This window comes from Streptosporangium sp. NPDC002607, assembly GCF_053592655.1.
This window is the reverse complement of the sequence record NZ_JBSFWD010000009.1, coordinates 122,387-148,657: the sequence shown is the minus strand read 5'-3', so window position 1 is coordinate 148,657 and position 26,271 is coordinate 122,387. Positions and strand designations below refer to the sequence as shown.

Here is a 26,271-nt window from a genome sequence, read left to right as displayed (position 1 = left end):
GGTGAGTCAGGCGTTCTGTCGTACCAGGAGACTAGGCTTTCGCTGTGCCGAAGAACGAAGCGACCCCCACTCGTCCGTGTCTCCTGCTGCTGGATGGGCATTCACTCGCCTATCGGGCCTTCTACGCCCTGCCGGAGGAGAACTTCTCCACCACCACGGGCCAGACGACCAACGCGGTCTACGGTTTCACCTCGATGCTGGTCAACGTGCTCCGCGACGAGCGGCCGACCCACGTGGCGGTCTGCTTCGACCGTTCCGAGCCGACGTTCCGCCACGAGGAGTACGCCGACTACAAGGCGAACCGGAGTGCGAGTCCGGACAGCTTCCGCAGCCAGATGAGCCTGATCCACGAGGTGCTCGACGCGGTGCGCGTGCCGCACCTGTCGCTGGCCGGATACGAGGCCGACGACCTGATCGCCACCCTCGCCACCCGCGCCGCCGAGCAGGGCATGAACGTGCTGATCGTCACCGGCGACCGCGACGCGCTGCAGCTCGTCGACGAGCGGGTCACCGTGCTGATGACCCGTGTCGGCATCAGCAACATGACCCGCTTCACCCCCGAGGCCGTCCTGGAGAAGTACGAGCTCACCCCGGCGCAGTATCCCGACTTCGCGGCCATCCGCGGCGACTCCAGCGACAACCTGAAGAACATCCCCGGCGTGGGGGAGAAGACCGCGGCCAAGTGGATCCGCGAGTTCGGCTCGCTGGAGGAGCTGGTCAACCGGGTGGACGAGGTCAAGGGCAAGGTCGGTGACAAGCTCCGCGACCACCTCGACCAGGTGCTGATGAACCGGCGCCTGACCCAGCTGATCCGCGACGTCCCGCTGGAGCAGGAGATCTCCCGGCTGACGGTCGGCGCGGCCGACCGCGACGAGATCAACAAGATCCTCGACACGCTGGAGTTCCGCGGCGAGATCCGCGACCGGCTGTTCAAGACGATCGGCTCGCCCGAGGCGGAGACCGAGGAGGGCTTCGAGGTCGAGGTCGTCACCCTCGGCCCCGACGAGGTGGACCCGTGGCTGCGCGCGCTGCCCGAGGGCCGCGCCGGCCTGGCCTTCAAGGGCGCGTACGGCAGCGGCACCGGCCGCGTCGACAGCATCGCCGTCGCGGCGGCCGGAGCCGGGGCCGCGTTCATCGACCCGACCACGCTGACCGAGGCCGACGAGGCGGCCCTGCGCGCGTGGCTGGCCGACGCCTCGAAGGCCAAGGCGGTGCACGACGCCAAGGGCCCGATGCTCGCGCTGTGGGCGCAGGGCATGGAGCTGCGCGGCCTCACCTGCGACACCGCGCTCGCCGCCTACCTGGCGACGCCCGGGCAGCGCTCGTTCCCGCTGGAGGACCTCGTGCGGGTCTATCTGCGGCGCGAGCTGCGCAGCGAGGCCGACAACGGCGGCCAGACCAGCCTCTTCGACGACCAGGACGACGACGGCGCCCGCGACCTGGCCCTGCGGGCACTGGCGGTCGGCGAGCTCGCCGACGCGCTGGAGGCGTTCCTGGAGCCGCTGGGCGGCATCCGCCTGATGCGCGACGTGGAGCTGCCGCTCGTCACCGTGCTGGCCGAGCTGGAGCGGGCCGGCATCGCCGCCGACCGGGAGTATCTCAGCGGCCTGGAGGCCGAGTTCGGTGCCGCGGTCAAGCAGGCGGTCGAGGCGGCGCACGCCTCCGTGGGCGGTGAGCAGTTCAACCTGGGCTCGCCCAAGCAGCTTCAGGAGATCCTGTTCGTCAAGCTCAACCTGCCCAAGACCAAGAAGACCAAGACGGGCTACACCACCGACGCCCCCGCGCTGGCCTGGCTGGCCGCCCAGACCGAGCACGAGCTGCCGACGATCATGCTGCGCCACCGCGACCAGGCCAAGCTGAAGGTCACGGTCGAGGGCCTGATCAAGGAGATCGCCGACGACGGCCGCATCCACACCACGTTCAACCAGATCGTGGCGGCCACCGGGCGGCTCAGCTCGGAGAAGCCCAACCTGCAGAACATCCCGATCCGCACCGCCGAGGGCCGCCGCATCCGGCAGGGCTTCGTGGTCGGCAAGGGCTTCGAGACCCTGCTGACCGCCGACTACAGCCAGATCGAGCTGCGCATCATGGCCCATCTGTCCGGCGACGAGGCGCTGATCGCGTCCTTCGAGTCCGGGCACGACTTCCACCAGGCCACCGCGGCCCGGGTCTTCGACATCGAGCCCGAGCAGGTCACCGGGGAGATGCGGGCCAAGATCAAGGCGATGAACTACGGCCTGGCCTACGGACTGTCCGACTTCGGGTTGTCGGAGCAGCTCAACATCCCCGTCTCCGAGGCCAGAGCGCTCAAGGAGGGGTATTTCGAGGAGTTCGGCGGCGTCCGCGACTTCCTCAACGCGATCGTCGCGCAGGCCAGGAACGACGGCTACACCGAGACGATCATGGGGCGGCGCCGCTACCTGCCCGACCTCAACAGCGACAACCGCCAGCGCCGCGAGATGGCCGAGCGGATGGCGCTCAACGCGCCCATCCAGGGTTCGGCGGCCGACATCATCAAGGTCGCCATGCTCAACGTGCAGGGCGCGCTCAAGGAGGCGGCGCTCGGCTCCCGGATGCTGCTGCAGGTCCACGACGAGCTCGTCTTCGAGGTGGCCCCCGGTGAGCTGGAGACGTTGCGCGAGCTGGTCACGGACCGGATGAACGCCGCCTACGCCCTGCGTGTCCCGCTGGCCGTCTCGGTGGGCGTCGGCCGCACCTGGGAGGACGCCGGACACTGACGGCCGCACCCAGGGGGCCGGGGACCTCGCGCGAGCCGGTCGCCGACCGGATGAACGCCGCCTGCTCCTCCCCGCGGGTCCCGCCGGGTGCCGGGCACCGACGACCACCTCCGAGCGGGCGGGTGACCGCCTCTCATGGAGGGCTGAACTCCACCGATTGGTCGGGCCTGTCCGAGTCTGTTCTAGGCTGGTGATCCAGTCCGAATAAGCTCGATGGGCCTGGGAGTGTTGTGCGGAGTTCAATCCCCCTGACGCAGATCATCATGCTCACCAATGTGGTGGTCGTCGCGGTGGCGGTGGTGGTGCTCCTCGTGCTTCCCGCCCCACCTGCCCCATCCGGCGCCCCGGGCGCCTCCGGGGCGGGAAAGGCGGCGCCCGGTCCGTCCCAGCCGCCCGCGACGCCCTCGCCGACGCCCGACCTTCCCTCGGCCGAGCTGCCGCCGCCGGTCACCGCCACGGCGGAGTTCGCGCGGCAGGTGAAGGCCAACGAGGCCGGTATGGTCCCGATCCTGATGTACCACCGGATCATCGGCAAGCGGCTGGCGTCGATCGACCGCACGCCCGCCCAGCTGCGCAAGGAGCTGGAGATGCTCGCCAGGGACGGTTACGTGCCGGTCACCGCGCGGGAGTTCGCCGCCGGGAGGATGGACATCCCCGCGGGCAAGTACCCGGTGGTGCTGACCTTCGACGACGGTCACCCCAGCCACTTCGCGCTGGAGGCGGATGGCACCCCGGCCAGGAACACCGCGGTCGGAATCATCTATCAGGTGGCAAAGAAACACCCAGATTTCCGGCCCGTCGCCACTTTCTGGGTCAACCAGCAGCCCTTCGGCCTGCAGAACGCCAAGGATCAGGCGCGGGCCGTGCAGTGGCTGACCTCGCGGGGTTTCGAGGTGGCCAACCACACCTGGGGCCACCCCTACCTGCCGGGCCTGCCCAAGAAGAAGATCGCCGAGCAGCTCGCCAGGGTCGAGCGGCTGCTGAAGCAGCTCGGCGTTCCCCCCTCCGAGACGATGGCGCTGCCGTTCGGCGCGATGCCCCGTAAGAGGTCCACGGTGCAGTCGGGAAGGTGGCAGGGAGTCTCCTACCGGTTCAAGGCCGTCTTCCTGGCCGGTGCCGAGCCGTCGGTCTCGCCGTTCACCAAGAACTACGACCGGCGATCGGTCCAGCGGATCCAGAGCAATGGTAAAAAAGGCGAGTGCCGGAAATGGTGTTCCCAATACTGGCTGGAGTGGCTGAACAAGCACCCTCGCCAGCGCTACACGGCGGACGGCGACCCCGAGCGCATCTCCATCCCACGGGGGCTTCGGGGTAGTATCAGGGCTGACCGGAGACAGATGATCAACGCCTATTAGGCGAGATCGTTATCCTTTCGGCACGCGGGAGCGTAGTGTCGTCGGATTGACCATACCCGTCTCGTCTCATATGCTGATCGCTGCGTTGTGGGCTCGCGCGTGTCTCGGACGGAGTGGGCTCGCGCTCGATCACGCCGATGTGAATTCTTCGGCTGACGGTAAGAAGCCTGCCGCGCGTTCGCCACATCGACATCTGTCCGCGTTCGGAGCAACTCCACACATGACGAGCAGCACTGAGGCCACCTCGAGCACCCCGCAGGTAGCGGTCAACGACATCGGCTCCGAGGAAGAGTTCCTCGCAGCGATCGACCTGACCATCAAGTACTTCAACGACGGCGACATCGTCGAGGGCACCGTCGTCAAGGTCGACCGAGACGAAGTTTTGCTCGACATCGGCTACAAGACCGAGGGCGTCATCCCCTCGCGTGAGCTCTCGATCAAGCACGATGTCGATCCGGCGGATGTCGTCGAGGTTGGCGAGCACGTCGAGGCCCTTGTTCTCCAGAAGGAGGACAAGGAAGGCCGCCTGATCCTGTCCAAGAAGCGCGCTCAGTACGAGCGGGCCTGGGGCACGATCGAGAAGATCAAGGACGAGGACGGCATCGTCACCGGCACCGTCATCGAGGTCGTCAAGGGTGGTCTCATCCTCGACATCGGCCTGCGTGGCTTCCTGCCGGCGTCCCTGGTCGAGATGCGGCGCGTCCGCGACCTCCAGCCCTACGTGGGCCGCGAGCTCGAAGCGAAGATCATCGAGCTCGACAAGAACCGCAACAACGTGGTTCTGTCCCGCCGTGCCTGGCTTGAGCAGACCCAGTCCGAGGTTCGCCAGACGTTCCTCAACACCCTGCAGAAGGGTCAGGTCCGCAAGGGCGTCGTCTCCTCGATCGTCAACTTCGGTGCGTTCGTCGACCTCGGCGGCGTCGACGGTCTGGTTCACGTCTCCGAGCTCTCCTGGAAGCACATCGACCACCCCTCCGAGGTCGTCGAGGTCGGCCAGGAGGTCACCGTCGAGGTGCTCGACGTCGACATGGAGCGCGAGCGCGTCTCCCTGTCGCTCAAGGCGACGCAGGAAGACCCCTGGCAGCAGTTCGCCCGTACCCACCAGATCGGTCAGGTCGTCCCGGGTCGCGTCACCAAGCTGGTGCCGTTCGGTGCGTTCGTCCGCGTCGAGGAGGGCATCGAGGGCCTGGTCCACATCTCCGAGCTGGCCGAGCGCCACGTCGAGATCCCCGAGCAGGTCGTCCAGGTCGGCGACGAGATCTTCGTGAAGATCATCGACATCGACCTGGAGCGCCGCCGGATCTCGCTCTCGCTCAAGCAGGCGAACGAGGGTGCGATCGGCGCCGACGTCGAGTTCGACCCCACGCTGTACGGCATGGCGGCGACCTACGACGAGTCGGGCAACTACATCTACCCCGAGGGTTTCGACTCCGAGACCGGCGAGTGGCTCGAGGGCTTCGACAAGCAGCGCGAGGAGTGGGAGCGGCAGTACGCCGAGGCTCAGACCCGCTTCGAGGCTCACAAGAAGCAGGTCGAGGAGGCCCGCAAGGCCGAGGCCGAGGCGGGCGAGGCTGCCCCCACGTCCTACTCCGGTGAGACCCCGTCCACCGGTGCCAGCAGCTCCAGCAGCGGCTCCTCCGCTCCGGCGGCGGGTGCCCTCGCCTCCGACGAGGCTCTCGCGGCCCTGCGCGAGAAGCTCGCGGGCGGCCAGAGCTGACCTGTGCGGTAGAAGTTCCAACGGAAGGGCCCCGCTCCGGCGGGGCCCTTCCCGCGTTCCCGGCGTCTTTTCGGTACCGCGTGGCTGTTCGAGCCCTTAGACCCGATGCCTCCCCGCCGACGCGGCGTCTTGGGAACCGCCCTCCGTCGTGTCTCCTGGTTACGACCCGGTGTTCCGCGTAGCCCCGGGCGCTCTTCAGGGGGCCTCTGCGAACCTTGATCGCCCGCTAGGGTAGGTGCCGTGGTCATGATCGAGTGGGCGGAGCCCGAGGACGTAGGCGAGATCCTGACCGTGCAGCGCGCCGCCCACGTGGGTGAGGCCCAGCTCTACGGCGATCCCTTCATCGCGCCCCTGGTGGAGTCGGTCGACCAGGTCCGCAGCGCGGTCGAGACGGCCATCGTGCTCGTCGCCCGGGACCGGACGCGGATCGTGGGCGCGATCCGGGGCCGGATGTCCGGCACGACCTGCCTGGTCGGCCGCCTGGCGGTCGCCCCGGACAGGCAGGGCGCGGGGATCGGCGGCGAGCTGCTGGCGGCACTGCACGACGAGGCCGCCGCGGCACTCGCCTTCGATCTGTTCACCGGGCACCTGTCGGAGGGCAACCAGCGGCTCTACCGCCGTCACGGCTACCGCGAGACCCGCAGGGAGCGGATGAGTGACCACCTGACGCTGGTACACATGCGCAGGGAGCTGTAGGGACGTTCAGAGGCCCTCAGATACGGCGGACGACACAAAAGCCGCACCGGTACAAAAGGGGTGGCAGATGCCGCCTCCGGCGCCGCAGAGGACAGCTTTGGCCCGCCCGCCGACGGGCCACCGGGTGTGCGAGACGGGATGTGATGACCCGCCCCGGGCGACGAGGGAGACGCCGACCGTCCTGTGCGGCGGCGGAGAGCGGGGGCGTAAGCGGCGAGGCGCCTCAGGCGCGGTCGGGACGGTCTCCGGCCTGGCCCGGCGGAAGAATGTGAGGACCAGGCCGCCGGTGGGCGATCCGTACCGCGTATGCTGCGGATCATGTTGAAGGTGGGGCTTACCGGCGGTATCGGGTCGGGCAAGAGCGAGGTCTCCCGGCGGCTGGCCTGCCGAGGCGCCGTGGTCATCGATGCCGACAAGATCGCCCGCGAGGTGGTCGAGCCGGGGACCCCGGGCCTGGCGCGCGTGGTCGGGGTCTTCGGCACCGAGATCCTGCGCGAGGACGGCTCGCTGAACCGGGAGAAGCTCGGCTCGATCGTCTTCGCCGACTCCGAGAAGCTGGCCTCGCTCAACGCCATCGTGCACCCGCTGGTCGGCGCGAGGGTCGCCGAGCTGCAGGACCAGGCGGCCCCCGGCAGCATCGTGATCTACGACGTCCCGCTGCTGGCGGAGAACAGGCTCGCCCCCATGTACGAGGTGGTGATCGTCGTGGACGCCGCCGACGAGGTGCGCGTGGCCCGGCTGGTCGAGCTGCGCGGCATGAGCGAGCAGGACGCCAGGGCCAGGCTCGCCGCTCAGGCGACCCGCGAGGAGCGCCTGGAGATCGCCGACATCGTGGTGCCGAACGAGGGCACCCTGGAGGAACTGGAGGCCAGGATGGACGGCCTCTGGAAGGACCTCACCGCCCGCGCCGCCGCCTGAACGAGGTTCGGTCGGACAGCGGCCCCCGTTGTCGCACGCTCGCCCCACGATGTCGGGTGACGACGGTAGGCGGCTTGTGAACCACTGGAAAGGAGACGGCTCGGGACGCGCGCTTCGGGGCACTCCAACGCCGTCCGAGACATGGGTTGTGATTTGACGGTCGTTTCGTGGGCGACAGCAGGAGTCGGGAAGCAGCTGGCGGGGCCGCCATTTGGGAGCGGGTCCTGCGCCCAGCGGGTTAGCACGGTAAGCCGACCGGTTCGGCATCCGAACTCGTCGTGGTGTGCTTGCCCGTCACCGTGGCGGCACTGCTGCTCATCCCCTGAGAGGCGCCTTCGGGGCAGGCCCGCTGGCCCGCCCCGAAACCAGGGCATCGTCATGTGACACGGGTGCGGTCAGCTCAGACCGGCCTCAAGCATTCGCTTCTTGATCTCGTCGGCCTGGGGAACACCCATGGGGGCGAATATGCCGAACGCGGTCTCCCAGTGTTCCGCGGCCTCGGCTGTCCGCCCCAGGGCCCGCAACGTGTTGCCCAGTCCTTCGTGGGCGAATCCTTGCTGGTAGACGTCGTTCTCCTCGTCGGCGTAGCGGGCGGCGTCCCGGTAGTGTTCCAGGGCGGTCTGGGCGTCCCCGCCCGTGAGACAGGTTTCCGCGAGGCTACAGAGCATCTCGCCCTCCACCGGCCTGCTCCGCAGGCTCCTTGCGAGGTCGAGCGCCTGCTCATGGTGGTCGAGGGCTTCGCGGTAACGTTCCTGCTGCCGCAGGACCGTGGCGATGCCGTTGAGCGCGTCGACTTCGATGCGCTGGTTGCCCTGGTCACGACCCAGGAGCAACGCCTGCTGCAGACAGTCCAGGGCGGGCGCCGGCTCCTTCAGTTTCGCGTGGACGAGGCCCAGTTGGATGAGGCAGTAGGCCTCGTCGTACTCCCTGCCGGTTTCCCGCCAGTGGCTCACGCACTCCGACAGGATCTTGAGCGCCTCACCGAACCGGCCCATCGTGAAGTAGCTGATCGCCAAGGTGTCCATGGTGGCGAACTCATCGATCCGGTTCCCAAGGCTGCGGTTGAGGGTCAGGCCCTGCTCGCCGAGTTCTATGGCTCTGGCGGGGTGTCCGGCCAGGTACAGGGCGTAGCTCACGTGCCGCAGCGCCTTCGCCTCTCCCGCCCGGTCGCCGGACGTACGCCGGATCTCCAAGGCCTCCTCCTGGTGGCTGAGGTTCTCGGCGTATCGCCCGGTGAACATCTTGGCGTAGCCAAGGTCGCTCAGGATCTCGGCCTCGCCGGAGCGGTCACCGATCAGGCGGGCGGAGGACAACGCGATCTCGCCCGTCATGAGCAGGTCGTCAAGATGGTTTCTCGCGTAGAAGAACCATGACAACCTGCTGAAGGTCTGCCAGGCGTGGATGTGTCGATCTCGCCGCGCCGCATGGACGATCACGGCCACGAGAGTGTGGTGCTCTCGTTCCAGCCAGGCCATCGCCTCGTCGAAACCCGGGAAGTCCGGCGTCCCGTCCACCGGAGCGATCGCCAGAGAGGTGGTGTCGACGGGTGACAGATGGTCCATGGCCTTCAGAACCGAGTGCCGGTACCAGTCGAGTGTTCTCGTCAGGGCGTCGTCACGGTCGTCCGCGGCCTCGTCGTCGGCGCACCGCTCCTCCGCGTAGACACGCACAAGATCGTGCATCGACAGCCTCCGCTCACTGTCCTCCTGCAGGAGATGCGTGTTGACCAGCGTCTCGACCGTCGCGGCGGCGTTCTCGGGGGGCAGGCCGCTGAGGGCGGCCACGGCGTCCAGCCCGATGGACGGTCCCGGATGCAGGCTGAGTATCCGGAACACTCGCCGAGCCTGCGCGGGGAGGCTCCGGTAGGACACTTCGAGTGCGGTGCGAACACCAATCCCTGGATCCTCGTCGAGATCCAGGACGGTCAGCCGGTTCTCCTGCCGGAGCTTGCCGACGAACTCCCTGATCCGGGCAGGTGACCCGCCCGCGAGCTGTGCCGCCGCCAGTCGCAGGGCAAGCGGCAGATACCCGCAGAGCCGGGCCAGTTCGGCGATGACATCCGCCTCGCGAGCCGCCTCGCTTCCGCCCAGGAAGTTGTTGAGCAGCGCGATCGCCTCACCGGCCGGCAGCACATCAAGTGAGATGCCGTGCACGTCGTGGGTGACGGACAGGCCTCGCAGGGCGTCGCGACTGGTGATCACGACTCGGGAGGGCGAGGAGCCGGGCAGCAGGGGGCGAACCTGGTCCGGTGCGGCGGCGTTGTCCAGCACGATGAGCATCCGCCTGCCCGCCAGCAGTGACCTGTAGAGTGCCGCGCGTTCGTCGAGGTCGTGCGGGATCTCGTCCTCGACCACGCCGAGTCCACGGAGAAGCCGTCCCAGCGCCTGCCCTCCCGTGATGGCCCGCCCTCGTGAGTAGCCGTGCAGGTTGATGTAGAGCTGCCCGTCCGGAAACCGGGCGGAGACCCTGTGCCCCCAATGTGTCGCCAGGGCGGTCTTGCCGACTCCGGGGGTGCCCGCGATGGCGGAGATCACCACGGTTGTGCTGCCTTCCTCCCCGGACAGGAGCATGTCCAGCTGACGCAGCTTCTCCACCCGGCCGGTGAAGCGCGAGACGTCGGCGGGTAGCTGCCGGGGCACATGTGGTGCGGGAGGGGCCTGTCCCACCGTGGCGGTGCCGGAAGCGGAGTCTCCGGACAGGATCGTCTGGTGGATCCGGGCGACCTCCTCGCCGGGTTCCAGGCCGAGTTCGTCGCGGAAGTGCCTGCGGCAGATCCTGAACTCCTCAAGAGCCTCTGCCGTACGACCGGTGCGGTGGAGCGCGAGCATCAACTGGCCGCGCAGCTTCTCGTTCAGTGGATGCTCGGTTACCAGCAGACGCAGCTCACCGATCAACTCGGAGTGACGTCCCAGGGTGAGATCGGCTTCGACGCGACCGATGAGCGCGGCGAGGCGCTGCTCTTCCAGTGCCGCACCCTCCGTTGCCTGCAGTTCGGAGTGAGTACCGCCGAGGGCGGGGCCACGCCAGAGCGACAGCGCCCGGCGAAATCCCTCCGAGGCGCGGGTGGCATCACCCGTGGACAGCACGGAGCGAGCCAGCGCCGTCTCGGTGACGAAGACGTCGAGATCGGAGGCGCCCTGCCGCAGTCGCAGGGAGTAACCGGTGGGCGTGCTCATTATGGCGTTGCCGCCGGTGAGCAGGCGCCGCAGCGACCACAGATGATTGTGCAACAACCGTCGGCCGGAGGCCGGGACTTTCGTTCCCCACAGAGCCGTCAAAAGTCGATCGTGAGAGACCGTCCTGTTCGCCTGCAGGACCAGAACGGCCATCAAGGTCCGTTGCTTCGGCCCGACGATCGCGATCGAACGCCCGTCGCGCCAGACGTCGACCGGACCGAGAACGCGAATTTCCATGCCAACCCCCGACTGATCACGGTCGCCGCAGGACGGTGTTCGCCGACCATTCCGCTGATGTTTACCGTCGTACCTCTGCTCAACTGCACATTCCCTGCGAGAAACAGATAGTCGTGAATCGATTAACAAGATCACGACATCTTATATGACAAGATCAACAGCACCAACCGTGATGCTTGTGGCGATCATCACTGGTCAGGTGTTCCTGTTTCCGAACCCCCGGCCGGTCTCCCGCAATCATTGGAGGTAGTCGGTGGGGTTCCCCTTACCGAATCGCCCTTTCGCGCCGCCACGGCGTGAACCACCGAAGCGGACCGTATTTACGGTCGTAACCGTTTCGGCCCTGGCCGCATCACTTCTGGTGGCCGGTGGTTCCATCCCCGCACAGGCAGACCCCGGACCCGATAACCCGGCCGTTCCCGCCGTACCCAAGACGACGGAGTTCCCCCGCCCCGAGGATCCCGACGCGGTGCTGAGGGCCGCGCTTGAGGAGGCCAAAAAGCAGAACAAGCCGGTGGAGGTCCAAGCCGCCTACACCGAGGGGTCACGCACCTGGGCCTATCCCGACGGGCATCTGACGACACAGTCGTACGCCGGTCCGGCCCAGCTCAAGCAGGCCGACGGATCGTGGGCCTGGATCGACACCACCCTGGTGGAGCAGGACGGGGTCCTGAGACCCAAACTCGCCAAGGCCAAAGTCGAGTTCTCCGCGGGCGGCGCGGATCGTCCTTTCGCGTCCATGGAACGCGGTGACGGGCAGAAAGTCTCATTCAGCTGGCCGACCGAACTGCCCAAGCCGACCGTCGAGGGAAACGTCGCGACCTTTGCCAACGCGGCAGGTCAGGGAGCCGATCTCGTCGTCACGGCCCTGCCCACAGGATTCCGGCATGACGTGGTGTTACGGGAGCAACCTAAAGAGCCGGTGGAGTTCCGCATCCCGGTCGAGACAGACGGACTCGACTTCGCCGAAGGCAAGCGAGGCGGACTCGAACTCACCGATGCCAAGGGAAAACGAGTCGCGTCGGCAGCCGAGCCGGTGATAATTGATGCTGGTCCCAGTCCCGCCGAAACCAAAAACGCCGGTGTGGTTCCGCCGCGTACCGGAAAAATCGACACGCGGGTGGTGAAGGAGAAGGACGGCCAGGTATTGGTTCTCACTCCGGATCCGAAATTCCTCGCCGATCCGGCGACCAGGTATCCGGTCACGGTGGATCCCACCACCACGCTCACCCTGCAGAGCGACCTGGTGGTGAGCAACGCCGCCGGCGCCGACACCTCGCCCGCTTCGGAGAGGCTGGTGACGAGCATCGAACGCACCAACTCCGCAGGGACGCTCACCTACAGTCACTCGCTCCTCAAGTTCGACACCGGACCGCTGGTGGGCAGGTCCGTCGGCAGCGCCAGGCTGGACATGTACGCGGACCAGCTCGTGGGCTGCCGCTGGTACGGGCCCGCGGGGATCGAGGCCAAGCGGGTGACCTCGGCCTGGCCGCCGTACGTGGGCTGGAGTAACCAGCCGTCCGTGACCAGCTTCGGTTCGTCCGTCCAGCTCTGCCCGGACACGGCGTCGGTCGACGACAACGGCAACTGGATCCCGAGGACCTTCACCTGGAGCGTCACCGCGATGGCCCAGGCGTGGGCCGCGGGCCAGCCCAACGAGGGCATCCGGCTGTCGGGCAAGGGCACGACGGACCCCGCCCTGTACTCGGGATGGTGGGTCTACTTCCACTCGTCGGAGAAGGTCGGAGGCACCCGGCCGAAGCTGACCGTGTCCTACTTCCTGCCGCCGGAGATCCCCACGGTCACCGCCGAGTCGATCGACTCCATGGACGGGAACGACGCGATCGCCCGCAACACCAGCGTGAAGGTCGGCTTCAAGTCCAGCGTGCCAGAGGGCACCAACCTGGACTACACCGTCGCGGTCAACGACTCCACGATGCTGCCCCCGCCCGCCTTTCCCACCGGGCATGTGGCGCACTGGAAGTTCGACGAAGCCGCAGGGGCCACCGCCGCGGCCGATGCCAGCGGCAACAACCACACCGCCACCTACACCGGCAGCAGAAGAACGGCCACCACCGGCAAACTCGGCGGCGCGCTACAGCTGAACGACATGACCGGCAGTAACGGCTGCTGCATACCGGATTCCTACGCCGCCACCAGCAGGTCGGTGCTGAACCAGAACTCCAGCTTCAGCATCAGTACCTGGGTCCGCCTCAAGGACAGCGAAGCCGTCCAGTACGTCGCCGGCCAGGACGGCGACCCGTTCGGCCTGAGCATCTACTACCTCGGCGGCAGCTACCAGAAGTGGCGGCTACAGGTGTCCGGCACCGGCGGCACGACCGGTTACGGCGTCTGGGTCGACTCGGCCAAGCTGGCCACGGCCGACACCTGGACGCACCTGACCGCCGTGTACGACGCCGGCGCCTCCAAGATCCGCCTCTATGTCGACGGCGTGCTCTCCGGCGAAGCCGACTACCAGCCGTCCGAGACCGTGACCAGCGGCCCGTTCCGCGTCGGCGGCCACAAGTCGGGCCTCAACCTCCTGCAGGGCGCCGTCGACGACATGCGCCTCTACCAGCGCGCCCTGTCCCTGCAGGACATCAAGAAGCTGTACGGCGAGGTCGCCGCCACCAGCTACAACGCCAAGCCCTCCGGGCAGGTGATCGAGCAGACCTTCACCCTCGACAACCCGGCCAGCTTCAAGTTCGTCGTGCGGGCCTGCCGCAGCGGCGTCACCCAGCCCTCGTGTAACGAGAGCCCGGCCTACCGCATCACCAGCGACGCCCCGATGCTGCCCACCGACACCGAGACCGGCATGGCCGACCCGACCAGGCCGATCCTGTCGGGCATGGTGAACCGTCCCTCGGGCGGCCCGGTCACCGCCAAGTACTTCCTCTACGACAACGGCGGTTTCCCCGTAGGGTCCAGCCCGCTTGGCCGGCGTACCGTCAACGGTGGGGAGCGCGCCTCGTTCCAACTCCCGGAGAACACCGTCCAGGCGGGCCGGACCTACACCTGGCAGATGCAGGCGTGCGTGGGTCAGGAAAGCAGCACACCCGAACCCACCCCGACTCCGACTCCGACCCCCACTCCGACCCCCACCTCGGATCCCCAGCAGAAGGCACGCTGGGCCTTCGACGAGGGCAGTGGCACCGTCGCGGCCGATTCCTCCGGTAACGGTCGCACGGTCACGCTGAACGCGGCCTCGTGGGGGACAGGTAAGAGCCAGGGCGGACTGGTACTGGGTGGGACCTCCGGTTACGGGGCCACCAACGGGCCAGTGGTCCACACCAATGCCGGCTACACGGTCAGCGCGTGGGCCCGTCTGGACGCCACGACCAGGGAAGACGCGATAGTCAGCCAGGACGGCGCGGTCAACAGCGCTTTCAAGCTCGCCTACTCCTCCGGTGACAAGAAGTGGCGGATGGTCACGTACCAGTCCGACACCACCGGTGCCACCCCCGTGCGCGCCCTGTCCACCCAGAACGCGGTGGCCGGCCAGTGGACCCACCTGGCCGGTGTCTACGACGCGACCGCGAACAAGATCCGCCTGTACGTGGACGGTGTGCTGAACGCCGAGACCGCCTACACCAGCAGCTGGGATGCGACCGGCAACGTCCACATCGGCCGAACCAAGGCCAACGGCTCTCAGAACAGTTACTTCAAGGGCATCATCGACGACGTCCACCTCTACCAGAAGTCATTGACCGGAGCGGAGATCACCACCCTCTACAACGGCGCCGCCCAGGTCGCCACAGCATCAGCGGCGCCTGCCGATACTCAGGCCACAACCCAGAACGGCGAAGAGGTCTGCACCGCCAAGACCACCCCGGTCAGCCTCACGACTCCCGGCACCCCGACCGACCCACCCGCCGAAGACGTCCGGCATCTGACCCTGCTCAAGGACAACTTCGTCATCAAGACCGCCAAGGTCGACCCCACCGCGTGTGACGGGGCACCTTGTACGCTCCTTGATGACACGGTGATCCGAATCGGCGGCACCGGAATCGACAAGACCGCCGCGGTCATCGGAGTCAATCTCGATGAAATGCCGGACGGCGCGACCATCTCTGAGGGCATCCTTAAACTGGGCACTCCGATCTGTGCGACAAGCGCCTGCCCAAGCGACGCGATGATCACCGTTTCCCAGCTAAAGAGCCCTGTGACGAGTGAATCGAAGGGGGCGGACCTGGCTGGCGATGTGGATACAGGCACAACGCCATATACGCTGCCGCTGAGCGGTCCTCAGGCCGACATCGGCGACAGCGCCTTCTACTGGCTACTCCTCACATCCAACAAGGACGAAGTCATCGCCTTCGCCGCCCCCGCGTCAACCGAGCAGCCGTCTCTGGCTCTCACGTATCTTCCGGCCGGGGCCCCCAGCGAGGTGCTCAATCTGACTGCATCCGGCGGCGACGCCAGCGCTGTCGCAAGTTGGGGCCTGCCTGAATCCAACGGCAGCATCGCGATGCTGAATGGTTATGACGTTGAAGTAACGGACAGCGAGGGCGCCGTCGTTAAGACTCTCGACGTTACAGATCCGTATGCAGCTATCAGCTCCCTGACCAACAACAAGACCTATACCATCAAGGTCCGCGCCAGGACGGCATTCGGTAAGAGCGACTGGGAAACGACCACTGCCACCACCAAGGCTGTGCCGCCGCCACCGCCTCCCGGCGGCAGCAATGGTGGTGGGTCCTGCAACTTTGGACCTGCTGGTAATTCAGCTATGGCCGTAGCTGTTGAGGGGGCGTCAGGTGCTCAGGAGTACCTCGAACGGATTAAGGCGTATTACCAGGCCCAAGACGCGGTCCTCGAAGGCGAGGCTGAAACGATCTGGGATGCCGCCGGCGTTACCCCCAGTGCACCCTCTACGGCCAAGCTCTCCTTGCTGAACGCCGCCCTGGTTCAGGAGCACCAGGAATTGGAACAGGCCGGCAAAACCCGAACCGGGTCAACGGTTGAACTGGCCAACACAGTTGTACAGGCCATGCCCGACGGCAGTGTCCGCGTAACCACCGAGGTCAAGCGGAGTTGGTCCGAGACAGGTGCGAGCTCCACACCGAGCGTGGTCCGGGCTGAGTCGGTGGCGACCACGTCAGGCACGGTCGAGCCCAGCGAATCGACCTTGTCTATCTTCGTATTCGACCGGTGCGGTGGCCTCACCATCATCGATGTTCCACTGCCGAACTATCAGGACTCAAGCGACGGGCACGACCCTTGCTCTGGATTCGTCAATCCGGATGGGACATCCCAGGAGGTCTGTGGCGTTTCTGCGGGTAGTAGTGGGGGTGGATCCGCTGGGTCCCTTCCTTTGCCCAAGTCTCCAGGAAATTTCGCGCACAGATGCGATCACACTCCATACCAGATTTACTGCCAAGTGGTGCAGAACATAGGGAAGAAAAACTGGTTCCTCCAGTCCTCGATCGTCTCCGTATTGCCTCAGAAAGCGGATCTCTATCGCAGTCAGCCCCTCAAGTATATGGAGATGGAGAGGTTCGAGAACTGGTTCTTCCTGTTTCCGGGGAACTGGGCCGACTGGGATCCCAATAAACCTAGGCCTCCCTTTGCGGCAGCCCTTCTAAAAGCGCTGAAGAAATCATACGAAATCGAGGACAAAAAGGTTAAAGCCATGGAGATGAGAGCCGGGGCCTGCTTCCTGCATCATCTGAATCAATCGCAAATAAGCGGTGGGCTCACGTTCGGTCAATCAGAGAGCAGTGCGAACGTGGGGTTCACCTACGGCGGCGCGAGCGAAGGCGAAACGTGTATCAGTCGGGCCGAGAACAACTGGGCTGATTCTGTGCCGAACATCGTCGACGATAAGGCCACGCGCGCTGAAATCTGGATGAAGTGCATGGAGCAGAGCAGCAGCAACTGTCAGATAGACAACTACTCCCATCGGATGGCCAGTCGACTGAGGGTTGACTTCACATACAAGGAAGCCGGAAAGAATCATACGTATTATGCGAAGGCAGGTCACTCTTATCGCTGTGACATGAAGTCGACGGGGATTGTGTGGGGATGGGGGCATCCGATTAGGAATCTCAGGTGCGTTCCCGATAAACCGACCCTGTCCTTGAAGGACTCCTAGGAATTGGCGCGGCAGGGAGGCGCCCTCCCCGGGGAGGGCGCCTCCCTGCCGAATTTCGGATCGCAAAGCTGATGCGGATCTAAGACGTGTTCGGATTTCAAGAGACATGCATTCTTGAAGTACTGGATCACATGAGGAGGAATGCGTGAGTAGAGCATTGAATCCAGTGCGCGCCGCTTTGGTTGCGGTACTAATATGCGTGGTCGGGGTGGGTGTATGGCTGAATTCCACCTATTGGCGCGGCCCGTGGAGTCGATATTCCGATTCGGCTGACGCCCGTCGCGTATTGGTGAATGCGTTTGGCATTGCGAATCCGGGATATTACATCGACTTTTTTGGTTTGGATCCGGATGATTTCGATATCGATGGGGCGGGTGGTACGATCGATATGTTGATCAGTCCTAGAGTGCCAGATTTGAGGTTCACGCCGCAATGGTACCGTTCGGCAACCACAATCCATCTGGGCGCTGATCCCCTCGCCAAATGGGTGCCGCTGAATGAAACGCTGACCACTCAAGCTCTTGATAGTATCTCTAAATTAGATGCGGTTAGGACTGAGCGGCAAAGGCGATACACAAGCAGATTGCTGAGCGCGCTCAATTCTCCGGTGCACGCAACTGCGGTTGTGAGCTTGAAGGCTCCCGCAAGCGAAAAGGATCTCGACAGTGACTGGGGGATTTTCGATAGCCGAGTCAGTGCGATTGTTCTTAGTGCAAGCGGAACTGTCGATAAGAAACCGGTAACATGGTCGGGCAGTATATGCGATACACGCGGTTTCTCGTGCTCGGGCGGCCGAGCATCGCATGTGGAGGAGTTTCAGCGCTGGGCGTCTTCGCTTGAAGAAGAAGATGCTCAGGCCCTAAAGGCATTTGGTCTAGACTTGAGAGATATTCGCAGACATGCCCTTAGTGGGCTGATCCAAGGCTTCGTCATTACTGCAAGCTCAGAAGATCTTCGAAAGCTTCAGGATGATTCCCGAGTGCAGTGGCTTAGAGTGACTGATGTAATCCTGGAATACTGATCGCCCGGACTCGATTTGCTACTCAATATTGGCCTTGATTCGTCAGTAGTTCATGCTCGGTGATTGGCCCTGCGGCTTTCCTTTAATGTTCCTTGTGTCGTTGATGTGTGCCGTCGCGTGACGCTGCGAGGCACTAGGTTCCGAACTGAGTTGCCGGGAGCGATCTAACCAATCAGTCGAAGTGGCCCGATTTCACGGCGGTGAGGAAGGTGTGCCATTCGCCTGGGGCGAAGACGAGGGCCGGTCCAGCGGGGTGCTTGCTGTCGCGGATGGCGACAGCCCCCGGGAGGTTTCCGGCGACCTCGACGCAGTTTCCGCCGCTCCCGCCACTGAGGGAGCTCTTCTTCCAGACGGCCCTGGAGAGGTCGGGACCGGTCAGGTCTGCTGCTTCCATCGGCCCTCGCTTCTTTGATCATCTCTAGCGACTGTCCGGGACGAAGTGCCTCTGATCGGATCCTGTCATATCTATCCCAGACGACACTTACCAGACTGTGTTCCGCTGAAACTTCGCCTTCTCCCGCCGACTCTATGGAGACGGCGGTCGACGCGTCCGATCTGATCGTTCGCTATGGCAGGCACTGGCTCATCTCCGAGCCGGCCGGAGGCGGCTACTACGCCGTACGCCGGCACAGCCTGTCCGAGGAGTTTCTCGGCAGGAATGACCTGCCCAACGTGATATGCACGGCGCCCCTCGGTGAAATGGCACGCCGCCTGGAGACCGAGAGGAAGCGCGAGAATCGATTCTGAAATCAAGCGGGTGAATCACTGCCCTCAGCCCGATTCCGTGCGGCACGTCACCGCTCGCCCAGCGATTTAATTCGCGTGCCCGCGTGCCCGGGAGGCGGTGTTCACGTCCAGGGGCCAGGTATGAGTCGACAGGCCCTGTCGCTGATCTCATGACTTTGATCACTTCCCGAGTGCATTCAGACAAGCGGCGTCGAGGATTTCTTACCTCACCTGGCGGACGTGGTGGTGGAGCGGGCAGATCCTGCTGCGGAGCTGGAGAGCACATCACAAGATCAGCGACAGAGCCGAACTTTCCTCACACCTGTCGAGTCAAAGCCGGCATGAACAAGATTCAGAAGCTTGCCCTCCTGTCCGTACTGCCCGTCGCCGCGGCTCTGATGGCGCCCCCCGCCCAGGCTGCGGAGCGCCCCGCCTGTCCCGTCCCGACCAAGGCGGAGGCGAAGCGGTCCTTTGACAGCAAGACCGACAAGCCGCCCAGGGGTGTCACCGCCATCAAGGGGGTCCGCGTCAACCACATCCCGAAGGGCTTCACATACGGCCAGGTCGTCGTCAACAAGCACGATGGCATCACCGAGTACGGCTACCAGTGGAGTGACGACCGTTCCGACACGGACCCCCGGCAGCGGTCGCTGTGGGTCAGGGTGGTGTGCTGGCCGAAGGCGAGCGAGCCGGCGCAGCTCAAGAACGCGCCGTTTGACATCGGGAGGTTCTCCGGCGACACGAAGACCGTGAAGATCGGCGGCCGTCAGGTACTCACCCAGGTGGGTGACGGCGCGCTGGGCCACGGCCGGTACGCGGGCTGGGTCGAGCGCGAGGGCGTCGTCGTCACCGTGATGGCCAGCCGGCCCCTCGTACCCGAGCTGGCGAAGATCATCAAGGGCATCAAGCTCTGAGCCGGTCGATCCCGCCGTCCACGCGCAACTGCGGGGTGTCGTCCAGCAGGGGATCTGCGGCTCGGCCGCCCCGATGTGCTGGTCCTGCACCGGCACCAGGCCGAGCCCGATCAGCTCGAACCCCTCGAATCAGAGGGGAAAGGGGCAGCGCCCGCTGATATCCGGCCCTCCGCCTTCTTTCGGTCTTCGCCGTGATAGGCGCGCAGCTCGCGACGTGCCTGGTGACGGCTGCGGCGGCGCTCTTCGCGTCGGAAGTGGTACCACTCCCGGCCCCCGTCGCCATAGCTGAACAGGTGGTAGGCGTAGTCGGTGGCGCTCCAGTAACAGCCGCTCGTGCGGTGGTCCAGGGAGGCGTTGTCAGCGGTGATCTCGTTCGGCAGTGTGCACGGCCCGAACCGATGATCATGTACGGGCAGGCAGGTCGCCATCGGCGCGTCGGCCATCCGCACCCACCAGGGCCGGGTCTTGTCGGTCTTGCTCATACGGTCACCTTTCGGCTCCATGACGCCCCGGACTGGGGCTGTCGTAAGGCCGGATGCATCGTGACCACCTCCGACTTCGCGCCCGATATATCGGGACCGAAAGCGACGTTGCCGCTCAGAGAAACTGATTTCGACGTTACTACAAGCCGCAGGAGCGCACGTTACGCACTGCTGATGACACGGACCCGAGTGGAGGGCCTACGGGAGGCTCAAAGACCGACACCCGACCGCTGGAACGATCGGGTGCGTCTGATCCTCGGAGAAAGACGAAGTCGAAAGCCTGGAGTGGTCCTGCAGGTCAGTCGAAGTGGCCCGACTTAACGGCACTGAGGAAGGTACGCCATTCGGCCGGGGTGAAGGTGAGGGCTGGGCCGGTGGGGTTCTTGCTGTCGCGGATGGCGATGGCTCCGGGGAGGTTGCCGGCGACTTCGACGCAGTTTCCACCGCTCTCGCCGCTGAGGGAGCTCTTCTTCCAGGCGGCCTTGGAGAGGTCGAGGCCGGTCAGATCTGTTGCTTCCATTGGTCCCTCGCTTCTTTGATCATCTCTAGCGACTGGCTGGGACGAAGTGCCTCTGTTCGGATCCTGTCGTATCTATCCCAGACGACACTTACCAGACTGTGCTCCGCTGAAACTTCGCCTTCCCCGGCCGACTCTACGGAGACGGCGGTCGGCGCATCCGAGAGTTCGGCGAGAACGAATCCGGACAGCAGCCCTGTCGTGCAGGAGGTGTCGTGGGGAACGATCTGCACCTTCACGTTCTGCCAGTCGGCGGCGACGGCGAGATGGTCGAGTTGCTCGTACATGACCTCCGGGCCTCCCATAGGGCGGCGAAGCACCCACTCGTCGAGAAGCGCCCACAGGATGGTCGGGGTCTCCCTTTTGAAGATCAGCTGTCGTCGGATGCGAGCGCTGACCTGGTTTTCGACCTCCTGTTCCGAGGCGGCCAGGCCGCCACGGACAACGGCCCGCGCGTAGTTCTCCGTCTGGAGCAGGCCGGGGACCAGGAGCGGGTCCCAGCAGCGCAGCACGCGGGCGCGGGGCTCGATCTCTTCGGACCATCTGAGGAACCAGCGCGGCCCGGTGGGGGCGGTGATGTTCCGGCAGAGGTGGGTGAAGTGGTCGTCCGTCTTGAAGAACTCGTCGCAGCGGGCCGCCAGGTCAAGGCTGGGGTTCCGGTTGCCGATCTCGATGTGGCCGATGAGCGACGACGAGACGCCCAGGTGAGTGCCGAGCCGGGTCTGTGACAGACCCGCCTCCCTGCGGGCCCGTGCCAGCTCGCGGCCGAAGCGCTGGGCCGGTGTCAGTCGCGGGTCGAGGTCGTTTCCCATGTCATCTCTCCAACCTTTTGATGACGTCGGCCGTCAAATAAATGACAAATGGCTACACCATATGTAGGGGGTCGTCGTTCATTTGTCGGTCGATTCTTTCTGTAATGGCAGCCTAACTCTGTGCACTCTGTGGTGCCAAGCCTTTATCCGGACGATGTCAAGGAACTAAATGGACAATTCGCCCGGTTAACGGAGACATTGTGACAGGCGAATTCATGGCGTCTGTGACCTCGCAGGAATAGCGGTGATCCAATGGGCGCTGAAGCGGTTCCCGCGCTCGGTCTGCTGGGCAGTGTCGAACTGCCCGGGGTGGCCGAGTCGGTCGGCGCGGCCCGGCGATACGTCAGGGGCGTGCTGGAGAACTCGGGCCGGCGGGATACGTACGACGCCGAGCTTCTGGTCAGCGAGCTGGTGTCGAACGCGGTAAGACACTCGGAGTCGGGACGCGCCGGCGGGCTGGTGACGATCGTGGTCGCGAACTGCGGCGAGACCGTCCAGATAGCGGTGGCCGACAAGGGCTCCGCCACCTGCGCGCCCGAGATCCCGGCCGAGCCGGACCAGGACGCCGAGGGCGGCCGTGGGCTCTGGCTGGTCAGTGAGGTGGCCCTGTCCTGGGGCTGGCACGAGGGCACGGCGGGCCGCGTCGTCTGGTTCCGGCTGGCGCGACGGTGACCGACGTGCCGGCCCCCGGGGAGATGGCCATCCTGATCGCCCGGTACGGCAGGCAGTGGCTCATCTCCGAGGCGGCCGGAGGCGGCTACTACGCGGTACGCCGCCATGGTCTGTCCGAGGAGAGTGGCCTGTCCAACGTGATGTGCACGACCACCCTCGGTGAAATGGCCCGCCGCCTGGCAGCCGAGAGGAGGCGCGAGAATCGGTCGCCGGGGCAGTCGTTCGCGGGCTGAGGTTCGGCGGTCGAGCAGGCCGTTGATTCAATCAATCGCGAGGCGTCATATGTTGACGACTGCCCGCGCCCCCGCCCTTTCCTTAAGCGACCAAATGAGGTGTCAGGGGTGCGTAATCCATATGCCTATCGGGAGGGCGAATCAATGCCCCGGACCGCTTCGAGGAGTGAGGCGGCCCGGGGCGGGAGGCTCACCGCTAGTCGGGGCAGTAGAACCAGTAGCGGGCCTGACCGGACACGCTCGCGTACGGCTCGTCGATCTCAAGGCGCCAGTACCCCTGCTCCCCGCGCCGGCCGGTGGGCACCGTCCACTGTTTGGACACGTCGACGGTGCCGGCCGAGGTGAGCGTCAGCGAGGTCCACGGGTCGCGGACCCAGGCGTTGTTCGTCTGGGCGCTCTTGCGCGCGTACGCGTAGCGGATGGGGCCCGGCCCCAGCGCGGTGATCGAGCCCTTCAATGTGAAGATGGCGGGCTTGGGCAGCTCGCAGCTCTCCTGCTCGCTGGTGAACTCGACCTGGGTCAGATTCGGCGTCGCGAGGGGCCGGCAGGTCGTGGACCAGGCGGCCAGGCCGGACATGAGGGGGGTGGAGCTCAGGTCAAGGAACAGGAGCGCCACCTTCCCGCCCGCTGGGCGTTGCCGCGGCAGTCGCGGGCCGTCGACGTACTGTGTGCCGTCGTTCTCCGTGATCTGCACGGTCTGCACACCGCTCCCGAGCAGAGGTTGTTCGTTTTCGTCGACCCACTGGTAGCGCGTCGTCCCCTTGCCGGAGGTGATCTTGGCGCGCAGCGGGGTCGAGAAGTCCGGGCCGCACGGGCCGTCGTAGTTCAGCTCGCTCACGGTGGCGATGTCGACGGGTGGGGTCGCGCAGGTCGTCACGCTGCTTCGATTCGGGCCGCGGTACGAGGCGGGTGCGGTGATGGCGAGGTGGTAGTTGGTCGAACCCGTGCGCGTGCGGAGCAGGACGCCGGCGATCTCGCGGGATCCCGGGCCGTCGAAGACGAGTGTCTGGGGCTCGTTGCCCGGTAGTGGGGCAGATCCCCACCCTGTTCCACTTCTTCGCCATTCGTAGGTGACCGTCTGCGCGATCGGCGAGGTGATCACTGCCTTGATCGGGGTGGTGACCTCCGATCCGCACAGTCCCTGGAAGTCGGTCGCGGCCTCGACGGTCACCTGCGCGTCCTGGCAGGTCCGGCTGATCGTGACCTGTACCGGCTGACCGTTGTCGACCCAGCCGCCGTCGCCGTTCCACATCATGCCGACGACAGTGATCTGTCTGGTCCCCGACTCGGGCACCGGGACCAGGAATTCCACCGTGCCGGATCCGTCCTGGTCCTGCTGGTAGCGGACGAGGTCGGCAGCGGACTGGAGATCACTCACCTCGTACCTCAGATAGGTCTCGCCTGGGCCGGTGTAGGTCAATTGCGCGGTCACCTTGACACCGTTCTCGGCTCCCCGGCACAGCCCGGTGTAGGTGGGGTCGGCCTGGACGCTGTGGACGACCAGCTGCCTCACTGCGGTGTCCGCCTGGGCGGGGCCCGGTAACAACGCGGCGAGCAGGCCGAAGACGAGCAGGGTTATGACACGTTTCATAGCACCTTTGTTTCACCAATGAGATGTCATGGACGGCGGCGACCGATGCCCCGGACGGGCCACGACATTGCGCCGTGGCCCGTCTGGGCACGTGCCGTCGACTCCGGTGTGTGTCGCGAGGTCTTCCCCGAGCTCACTTCGTTCGCCACCCTCTTCTCCGGCGGCGGCACCCTGCCGTCGCATGCTCGCCCACGGCGCTGGGAAGCGGCTTGTGGACCACTGAAAAGCCGAGATACGGGGTTCAAGACAGCGGTCCGGGCCGTCCTCGCATGTGGCGGCCTGGCAGTCACTTCGTGGGCGACAGCGCGAGCCGGAGACCAGCCAGGGGTCTCCATTCACGTACAAGTGAGCAACAAGCGGCGGTTGAGACCTTGGTCTGGTTTCAGGCGTTCCCGAAAGAGGATCCATGCGCTTACGAAGATCGTTCCTGACCGCCGCGATCGCGCTGCTCGCTCTGGTCTGCGTGCCCGCCCTGCCGGCCCAGGCGTACCCGGTACAGGGCGACCTGCCCTGGTCGGTGCTGCTGTGCAAGTTCGCCGATCGTCCGGAGGAGCCCAGGCCCCCGCAGTTCTTCCGGGAGCTGTTCACCGACGCGGGCAAGGGCCTCGGCGGGTTCGCCGACTACCTGGCCGACCAGTCGGGCGGCCGGACGAGCGTGGCGGGATCGGTGGTGAAGGGCTGGTACACGATGCCCTTCACGCTGGAGCAGGCCAGGACCAAGGACCGGTGGCAGCGAATCGAGGACTGCGTGCAGACGGCCGCCGCCGCCGGCTACACCGTTCCGTCCAACCACTGGACCGCCGTCATGATCAACGCCCCGGTGGACTCCGGCAGCTGGGGAAAGCGGGTGCTGCTGGACCCGCTCGCCTGGAACCTCGGCTTCACCACCCACGAGTTGCTGCACGGCTACGACAGGGACCACTCCTTCTCCGACGACCCCACCTACCGCAACGCCGACTGGTCCCAGATCGGCGAGTACGACGATGAGTGGGACATCATGAGCGCCATGCACATCCACACGTACGAGACGGAGAGGTTCGGCACCAGCGCGGTCGGCCTCAACGGTCCCACCCGTGACGAGATGGGCTGGCTGGAGCCGCACCGGATCGTCACGCTCGGCGCGGACGGCGTGGCGAGCCGGACCGTGCGCCTCGTACCGCTGGATCAGCCCAGCAAGGTCGGCACACGGATGGTACGCGTCCCGTTCGACGCCGCCGACCCGTTCCACTACTACACGGTGGAGTTCCGCAAGAAAACCGGCCAAAGCGCCGGCATCCCCGCCGACATCGTGCTGCTGCACGAGGTCAAGAACGGCGTGTCGTACCTGCTGAAGGACCGGATAACGCGCAATCCCGTGACGTCGCTGAACACCAACGGGGTCAGCATCTCGATCGACTCCGTGGGGCAGGACGAGGCGGTCGTCACGGCCAGCGCCAACCTCACCCAGAAGTGCCTGAACGGCTACGTCCACCGCAAGGCGACGTATGACGACCTGGTGTGCGTGACACCGGCCGTCTATGAGCAGACCCAGGCCGACACCGCGGACGCCGCCAACTGGGAGGAGAACGGCAAGTGCACCCCCTCGTACACGCGGCGACTGGCCACGCCGTCTGACAAAGTGTGCGTGCCCGCCGGCACGCGCCGTCAGGTGGTCTCCGACAACGCCATCGCCGCCTCGCGGATCAACCCGGCCAGGCTCGTCCTGGGGCCCAACGCCTGCAAACCGGGCTTCGTCTGGCGGGGAGCCGACGACTTCGACCAGGTCTGCGTCACCCAGGATGTCCGCGACCAGGTGATCGCCGACAACATGATGGGGGCCGGTCGCTGGACGAACGGCCCGGACGGGCCGCGTAGTTGCATCCAGGGCTACGTCTGGCGTGAGGCGTTCGCCGGCGACAACATCTGCGTGACACTCGACCGGCGCGAACGCGCCCTGCGTGACACGCACACCTCCTGGGAACGGGTCCTGCGCCCAGCGGGTTAGCGGCCACCTTCATCAAATGAAACGGTTGGATATGTGATTCTCCGAGGGGGACGGAGTCTCTGATCAGACACTTGGCATGGGAGCGGTCGGTCGAAGTGGCCCGTTCCGGCTCGCGGCCGAAACGCCGAGCCGGTTTCAGGCGGGAGTTGAGATCTTCGTCTCGCAGGTGATGAGGCCGGCCGTCAAATAAATGAAAAATTGCTACGCCCCACGTCTTGATTTTTGGCCGCTCCGTTCTGCGATGGCGGATCGACTGTGTGCACCCTGTAGTGCCAAGCCTTTGTCTGGGAGATGCCGAGGAATTGAATGGACATTTCGCCCGGTTGGTGGAGGCATCGTGACAGGCGTTTTTGAGCGACTGGCAGTTCGCAGGAATGGTGATGACCCA

18 protein-coding genes are annotated in these 26,271 nt (G+C 65.6%); 12 read left to right on the top strand and 6 right to left on the bottom strand.

Annotation, left to right across the window (positions count from 1 at the left end; all coding sequences use genetic code 11):
* The first annotated feature begins 44 nt into the window (after positions 1-44).
* The 5 genes from polA (at position 45) to coaE (ending at position 7,424) form a co-directional block, all read left to right on the top strand.
* Complete coding sequence (polA, locus tag ACWD3H_RS13555) at positions 45-2,738, top strand: DNA polymerase I (protein ID WP_451955159.1); 2,694 nt, start codon at positions 45-47, stop codon at positions 2,736-2,738.
* A gap of 230 nt (positions 2,739-2,968) precedes the next feature.
* The gene (locus ACWD3H_RS13550) at positions 2,969-4,093 is read left to right on the top strand and encodes a polysaccharide deacetylase family protein (protein WP_451955158.1); all 1,125 of its coding nucleotides are present in this window, start codon (positions 2,969-2,971) and stop codon (positions 4,091-4,093) included.
* A 220-nt stretch (positions 4,094-4,313) separates the two neighbouring features.
* Positions 4,314-5,810 carry a 30S ribosomal protein S1 gene (gene rpsA / locus ACWD3H_RS13545; protein WP_350922732.1) on the top strand — a complete coding sequence of 499 codons (1,497 nt, stop codon included), beginning with the start codon at positions 4,314-4,316 and terminating at the stop codon, positions 5,808-5,810.
* Positions 5,811-6,056: 246 nt separating this feature from the next.
* Entirely contained in the window at positions 6,057-6,506 is a 450-nt protein-coding gene (locus ACWD3H_RS13540) for a GNAT family N-acetyltransferase (protein WP_364210302.1), read from the top strand.
* 318 nt (positions 6,507-6,824) lie between these two features.
* Positions 6,825-7,424, top strand: a complete 600-nt coding sequence (coaE, locus tag ACWD3H_RS13535) for a dephospho-CoA kinase (protein ID WP_355565759.1) — start codon at positions 6,825-6,827, stop codon at positions 7,422-7,424.
* Between the two features lie 395 nt (positions 7,425-7,819).
* Here the strand turns inward: coaE and ACWD3H_RS13530 are convergent, their stop codons facing one another.
* Positions 7,820-10,657, bottom strand: a complete 2,838-nt coding sequence (locus ACWD3H_RS13530; RefSeq protein ID WP_451955157.1) for a BTAD domain-containing putative transcriptional regulator — start codon at positions 10,655-10,657, stop codon at positions 7,820-7,822.
* 541 nt (positions 10,658-11,198) lie between these two features.
* Between ACWD3H_RS13530 and ACWD3H_RS13525 the strand changes: the two genes are divergently transcribed.
* Together ACWD3H_RS13525 and ACWD3H_RS13520 are read left to right on the top strand one after the other, a co-directional pair.
* Positions 11,199-16,931 carry a LamG-like jellyroll fold domain-containing protein gene (locus ACWD3H_RS13525; protein WP_451955156.1) on the top strand — a complete coding sequence of 1,911 codons (5,733 nt, stop codon included), beginning with the start codon at positions 11,199-11,201 and terminating at the stop codon, positions 16,929-16,931.
* A 145-nt stretch (positions 16,932-17,076) separates the two neighbouring features.
* On the top strand, positions 17,077-17,952 hold the full coding sequence (locus tag ACWD3H_RS13520) for a hypothetical protein (RefSeq protein WP_451955155.1): 876 nt from the start codon (positions 17,077-17,079) through the stop codon (positions 17,950-17,952).
* A 172-nt stretch (positions 17,953-18,124) separates the two neighbouring features.
* Here ACWD3H_RS13520 and ACWD3H_RS13515 read toward each other — a convergent pair whose 3' ends face one another.
* Complete coding sequence (locus ACWD3H_RS13515; RefSeq protein WP_451955154.1) at positions 18,125-18,346, bottom strand: DUF397 domain-containing protein; 222 nt, start codon at positions 18,344-18,346, stop codon at positions 18,125-18,127.
* A 134-nt stretch (positions 18,347-18,480) separates the two neighbouring features.
* On the opposite strand from ACWD3H_RS13515, the gene ACWD3H_RS13510 reads away from it, so the two are divergent.
* Both ACWD3H_RS13510 and ACWD3H_RS13505 read left to right on the top strand, forming a co-directional pair.
* Positions 18,481-18,699 (top strand): hypothetical protein, encoded by a 219-nt coding sequence (locus ACWD3H_RS13510; protein WP_451955153.1) that lies wholly within the window; start codon positions 18,481-18,483, stop codon positions 18,697-18,699.
* A 320-nt stretch (positions 18,700-19,019) separates the two neighbouring features.
* A complete protein-coding gene (locus tag ACWD3H_RS13505; protein WP_451955152.1) occupies positions 19,020-19,592 on the top strand; it encodes a hypothetical protein in 573 nt (190 codons plus the stop codon).
* 110 nt (positions 19,593-19,702) lie between these two features.
* Here the strand turns inward: ACWD3H_RS13505 and ACWD3H_RS13500 are convergent, their stop codons facing one another.
* From ACWD3H_RS13500 to ACWD3H_RS13490, 3 genes are all read right to left on the bottom strand, one after another.
* Positions 19,703-20,074 carry a hypothetical protein gene (locus ACWD3H_RS13500; RefSeq protein WP_451955151.1) on the bottom strand — a complete coding sequence of 124 codons (372 nt, stop codon included), beginning with the start codon at positions 20,072-20,074 and terminating at the stop codon, positions 19,703-19,705.
* Between the two features lie 298 nt (positions 20,075-20,372).
* Entirely contained in the window at positions 20,373-20,594 is a 222-nt protein-coding gene (locus tag ACWD3H_RS13495) for a DUF397 domain-containing protein (RefSeq protein WP_451955150.1), read from the bottom strand.
* Complete coding sequence (locus tag ACWD3H_RS13490) at positions 20,576-21,403, bottom strand: helix-turn-helix domain-containing protein (protein ID WP_451955149.1); 828 nt, start codon at positions 21,401-21,403, stop codon at positions 20,576-20,578. The genes ACWD3H_RS13495 and ACWD3H_RS13490 overlap by 19 nt, the downstream gene beginning before the upstream one ends.
* Positions 21,404-21,655: 252 nt before the next feature.
* Between ACWD3H_RS13490 and ACWD3H_RS13485 the strand changes: the two genes are divergently transcribed.
* Both ACWD3H_RS13485 and ACWD3H_RS13480 read left to right on the top strand, forming a co-directional pair.
* The gene (locus ACWD3H_RS13485) at positions 21,656-22,075 is read left to right on the top strand and encodes an ATP-binding protein (protein ID WP_451955148.1); all 420 of its coding nucleotides are present in this window, start codon (positions 21,656-21,658) and stop codon (positions 22,073-22,075) included.
* Positions 22,072-22,308: a hypothetical protein gene (locus tag ACWD3H_RS13480; RefSeq protein WP_451955147.1), complete on the top strand. Its 237-nt coding sequence runs from the start codon at positions 22,072-22,074 to the stop codon at positions 22,306-22,308. Before ACWD3H_RS13485 ends, ACWD3H_RS13480 begins: the two co-directional genes overlap by 4 nt.
* A gap of 196 nt (positions 22,309-22,504) precedes the next feature.
* On the opposite strand, the gene ACWD3H_RS13475 is transcribed toward ACWD3H_RS13480, so the two are convergent.
* The gene (locus ACWD3H_RS13475) at positions 22,505-23,899 is read right to left on the bottom strand and encodes a hypothetical protein (protein WP_451955146.1); all 1,395 of its coding nucleotides are present in this window, start codon (positions 23,897-23,899) and stop codon (positions 22,505-22,507) included.
* Between the two features lie 406 nt (positions 23,900-24,305).
* Between ACWD3H_RS13475 and ACWD3H_RS13470 the strand changes: the two genes are divergently transcribed.
* Positions 24,306-25,883 carry a hypothetical protein gene (locus tag ACWD3H_RS13470; protein ID WP_451955145.1) on the top strand — a complete coding sequence of 526 codons (1,578 nt, stop codon included), beginning with the start codon at positions 24,306-24,308 and terminating at the stop codon, positions 25,881-25,883.
* Positions 25,884-26,271: the final 388 nt, after the last annotated feature.

Coding starts and splice junctions, on each gene's coding strand:
- rpsA (WP_350922732.1), top strand. CDS start 4,314: ATGACGAGCAGCACTGAGGCCACCTCGAGCACCCCGCAGGTAGCGGTC.
- ACWD3H_RS13540 (WP_364210302.1), top strand. CDS start 6,057: ATGATCGAGTGGGCGGAGCCCGAGGACGTAGGCGAGATCCTGACCGTG.
- coaE (WP_355565759.1), top strand. CDS start 6,825: ATGTTGAAGGTGGGGCTTACCGGCGGTATCGGGTCGGGCAAGAGCGAG.
- ACWD3H_RS13515 (WP_451955154.1), bottom strand. CDS start 18,346: ATGGAAGCAGCAGACCTGACCGGTCCCGACCTCTCCAGGGCCGTCTGG.
- ACWD3H_RS13510 (WP_451955153.1), top strand. CDS start 18,481: ATGGAGACGGCGGTCGACGCGTCCGATCTGATCGTTCGCTATGGCAGG.
- ACWD3H_RS13505 (WP_451955152.1), top strand. CDS start 19,020: ATGAACAAGATTCAGAAGCTTGCCCTCCTGTCCGTACTGCCCGTCGCC.
- ACWD3H_RS13500 (WP_451955151.1), bottom strand. CDS start 20,074: ATGAGCAAGACCGACAAGACCCGGCCCTGGTGGGTGCGGATGGCCGAC.
- ACWD3H_RS13495 (WP_451955150.1), bottom strand. CDS start 20,594: ATGGAAGCAACAGATCTGACCGGCCTCGACCTCTCCAAGGCCGCCTGG.
- ACWD3H_RS13490 (WP_451955149.1), bottom strand. CDS start 21,403: ATGGGAAACGACCTCGACCCGCGACTGACACCGGCCCAGCGCTTCGGC.
- ACWD3H_RS13485 (WP_451955148.1), top strand. CDS start 21,656: ATGGGCGCTGAAGCGGTTCCCGCGCTCGGTCTGCTGGGCAGTGTCGAA.
- ACWD3H_RS13475 (WP_451955146.1), bottom strand. CDS start 23,899: ATGAAACGTGTCATAACCCTGCTCGTCTTCGGCCTGCTCGCCGCGTTG.
- ACWD3H_RS13470 (WP_451955145.1), top strand. CDS start 24,306: ATGCGCTTACGAAGATCGTTCCTGACCGCCGCGATCGCGCTGCTCGCT.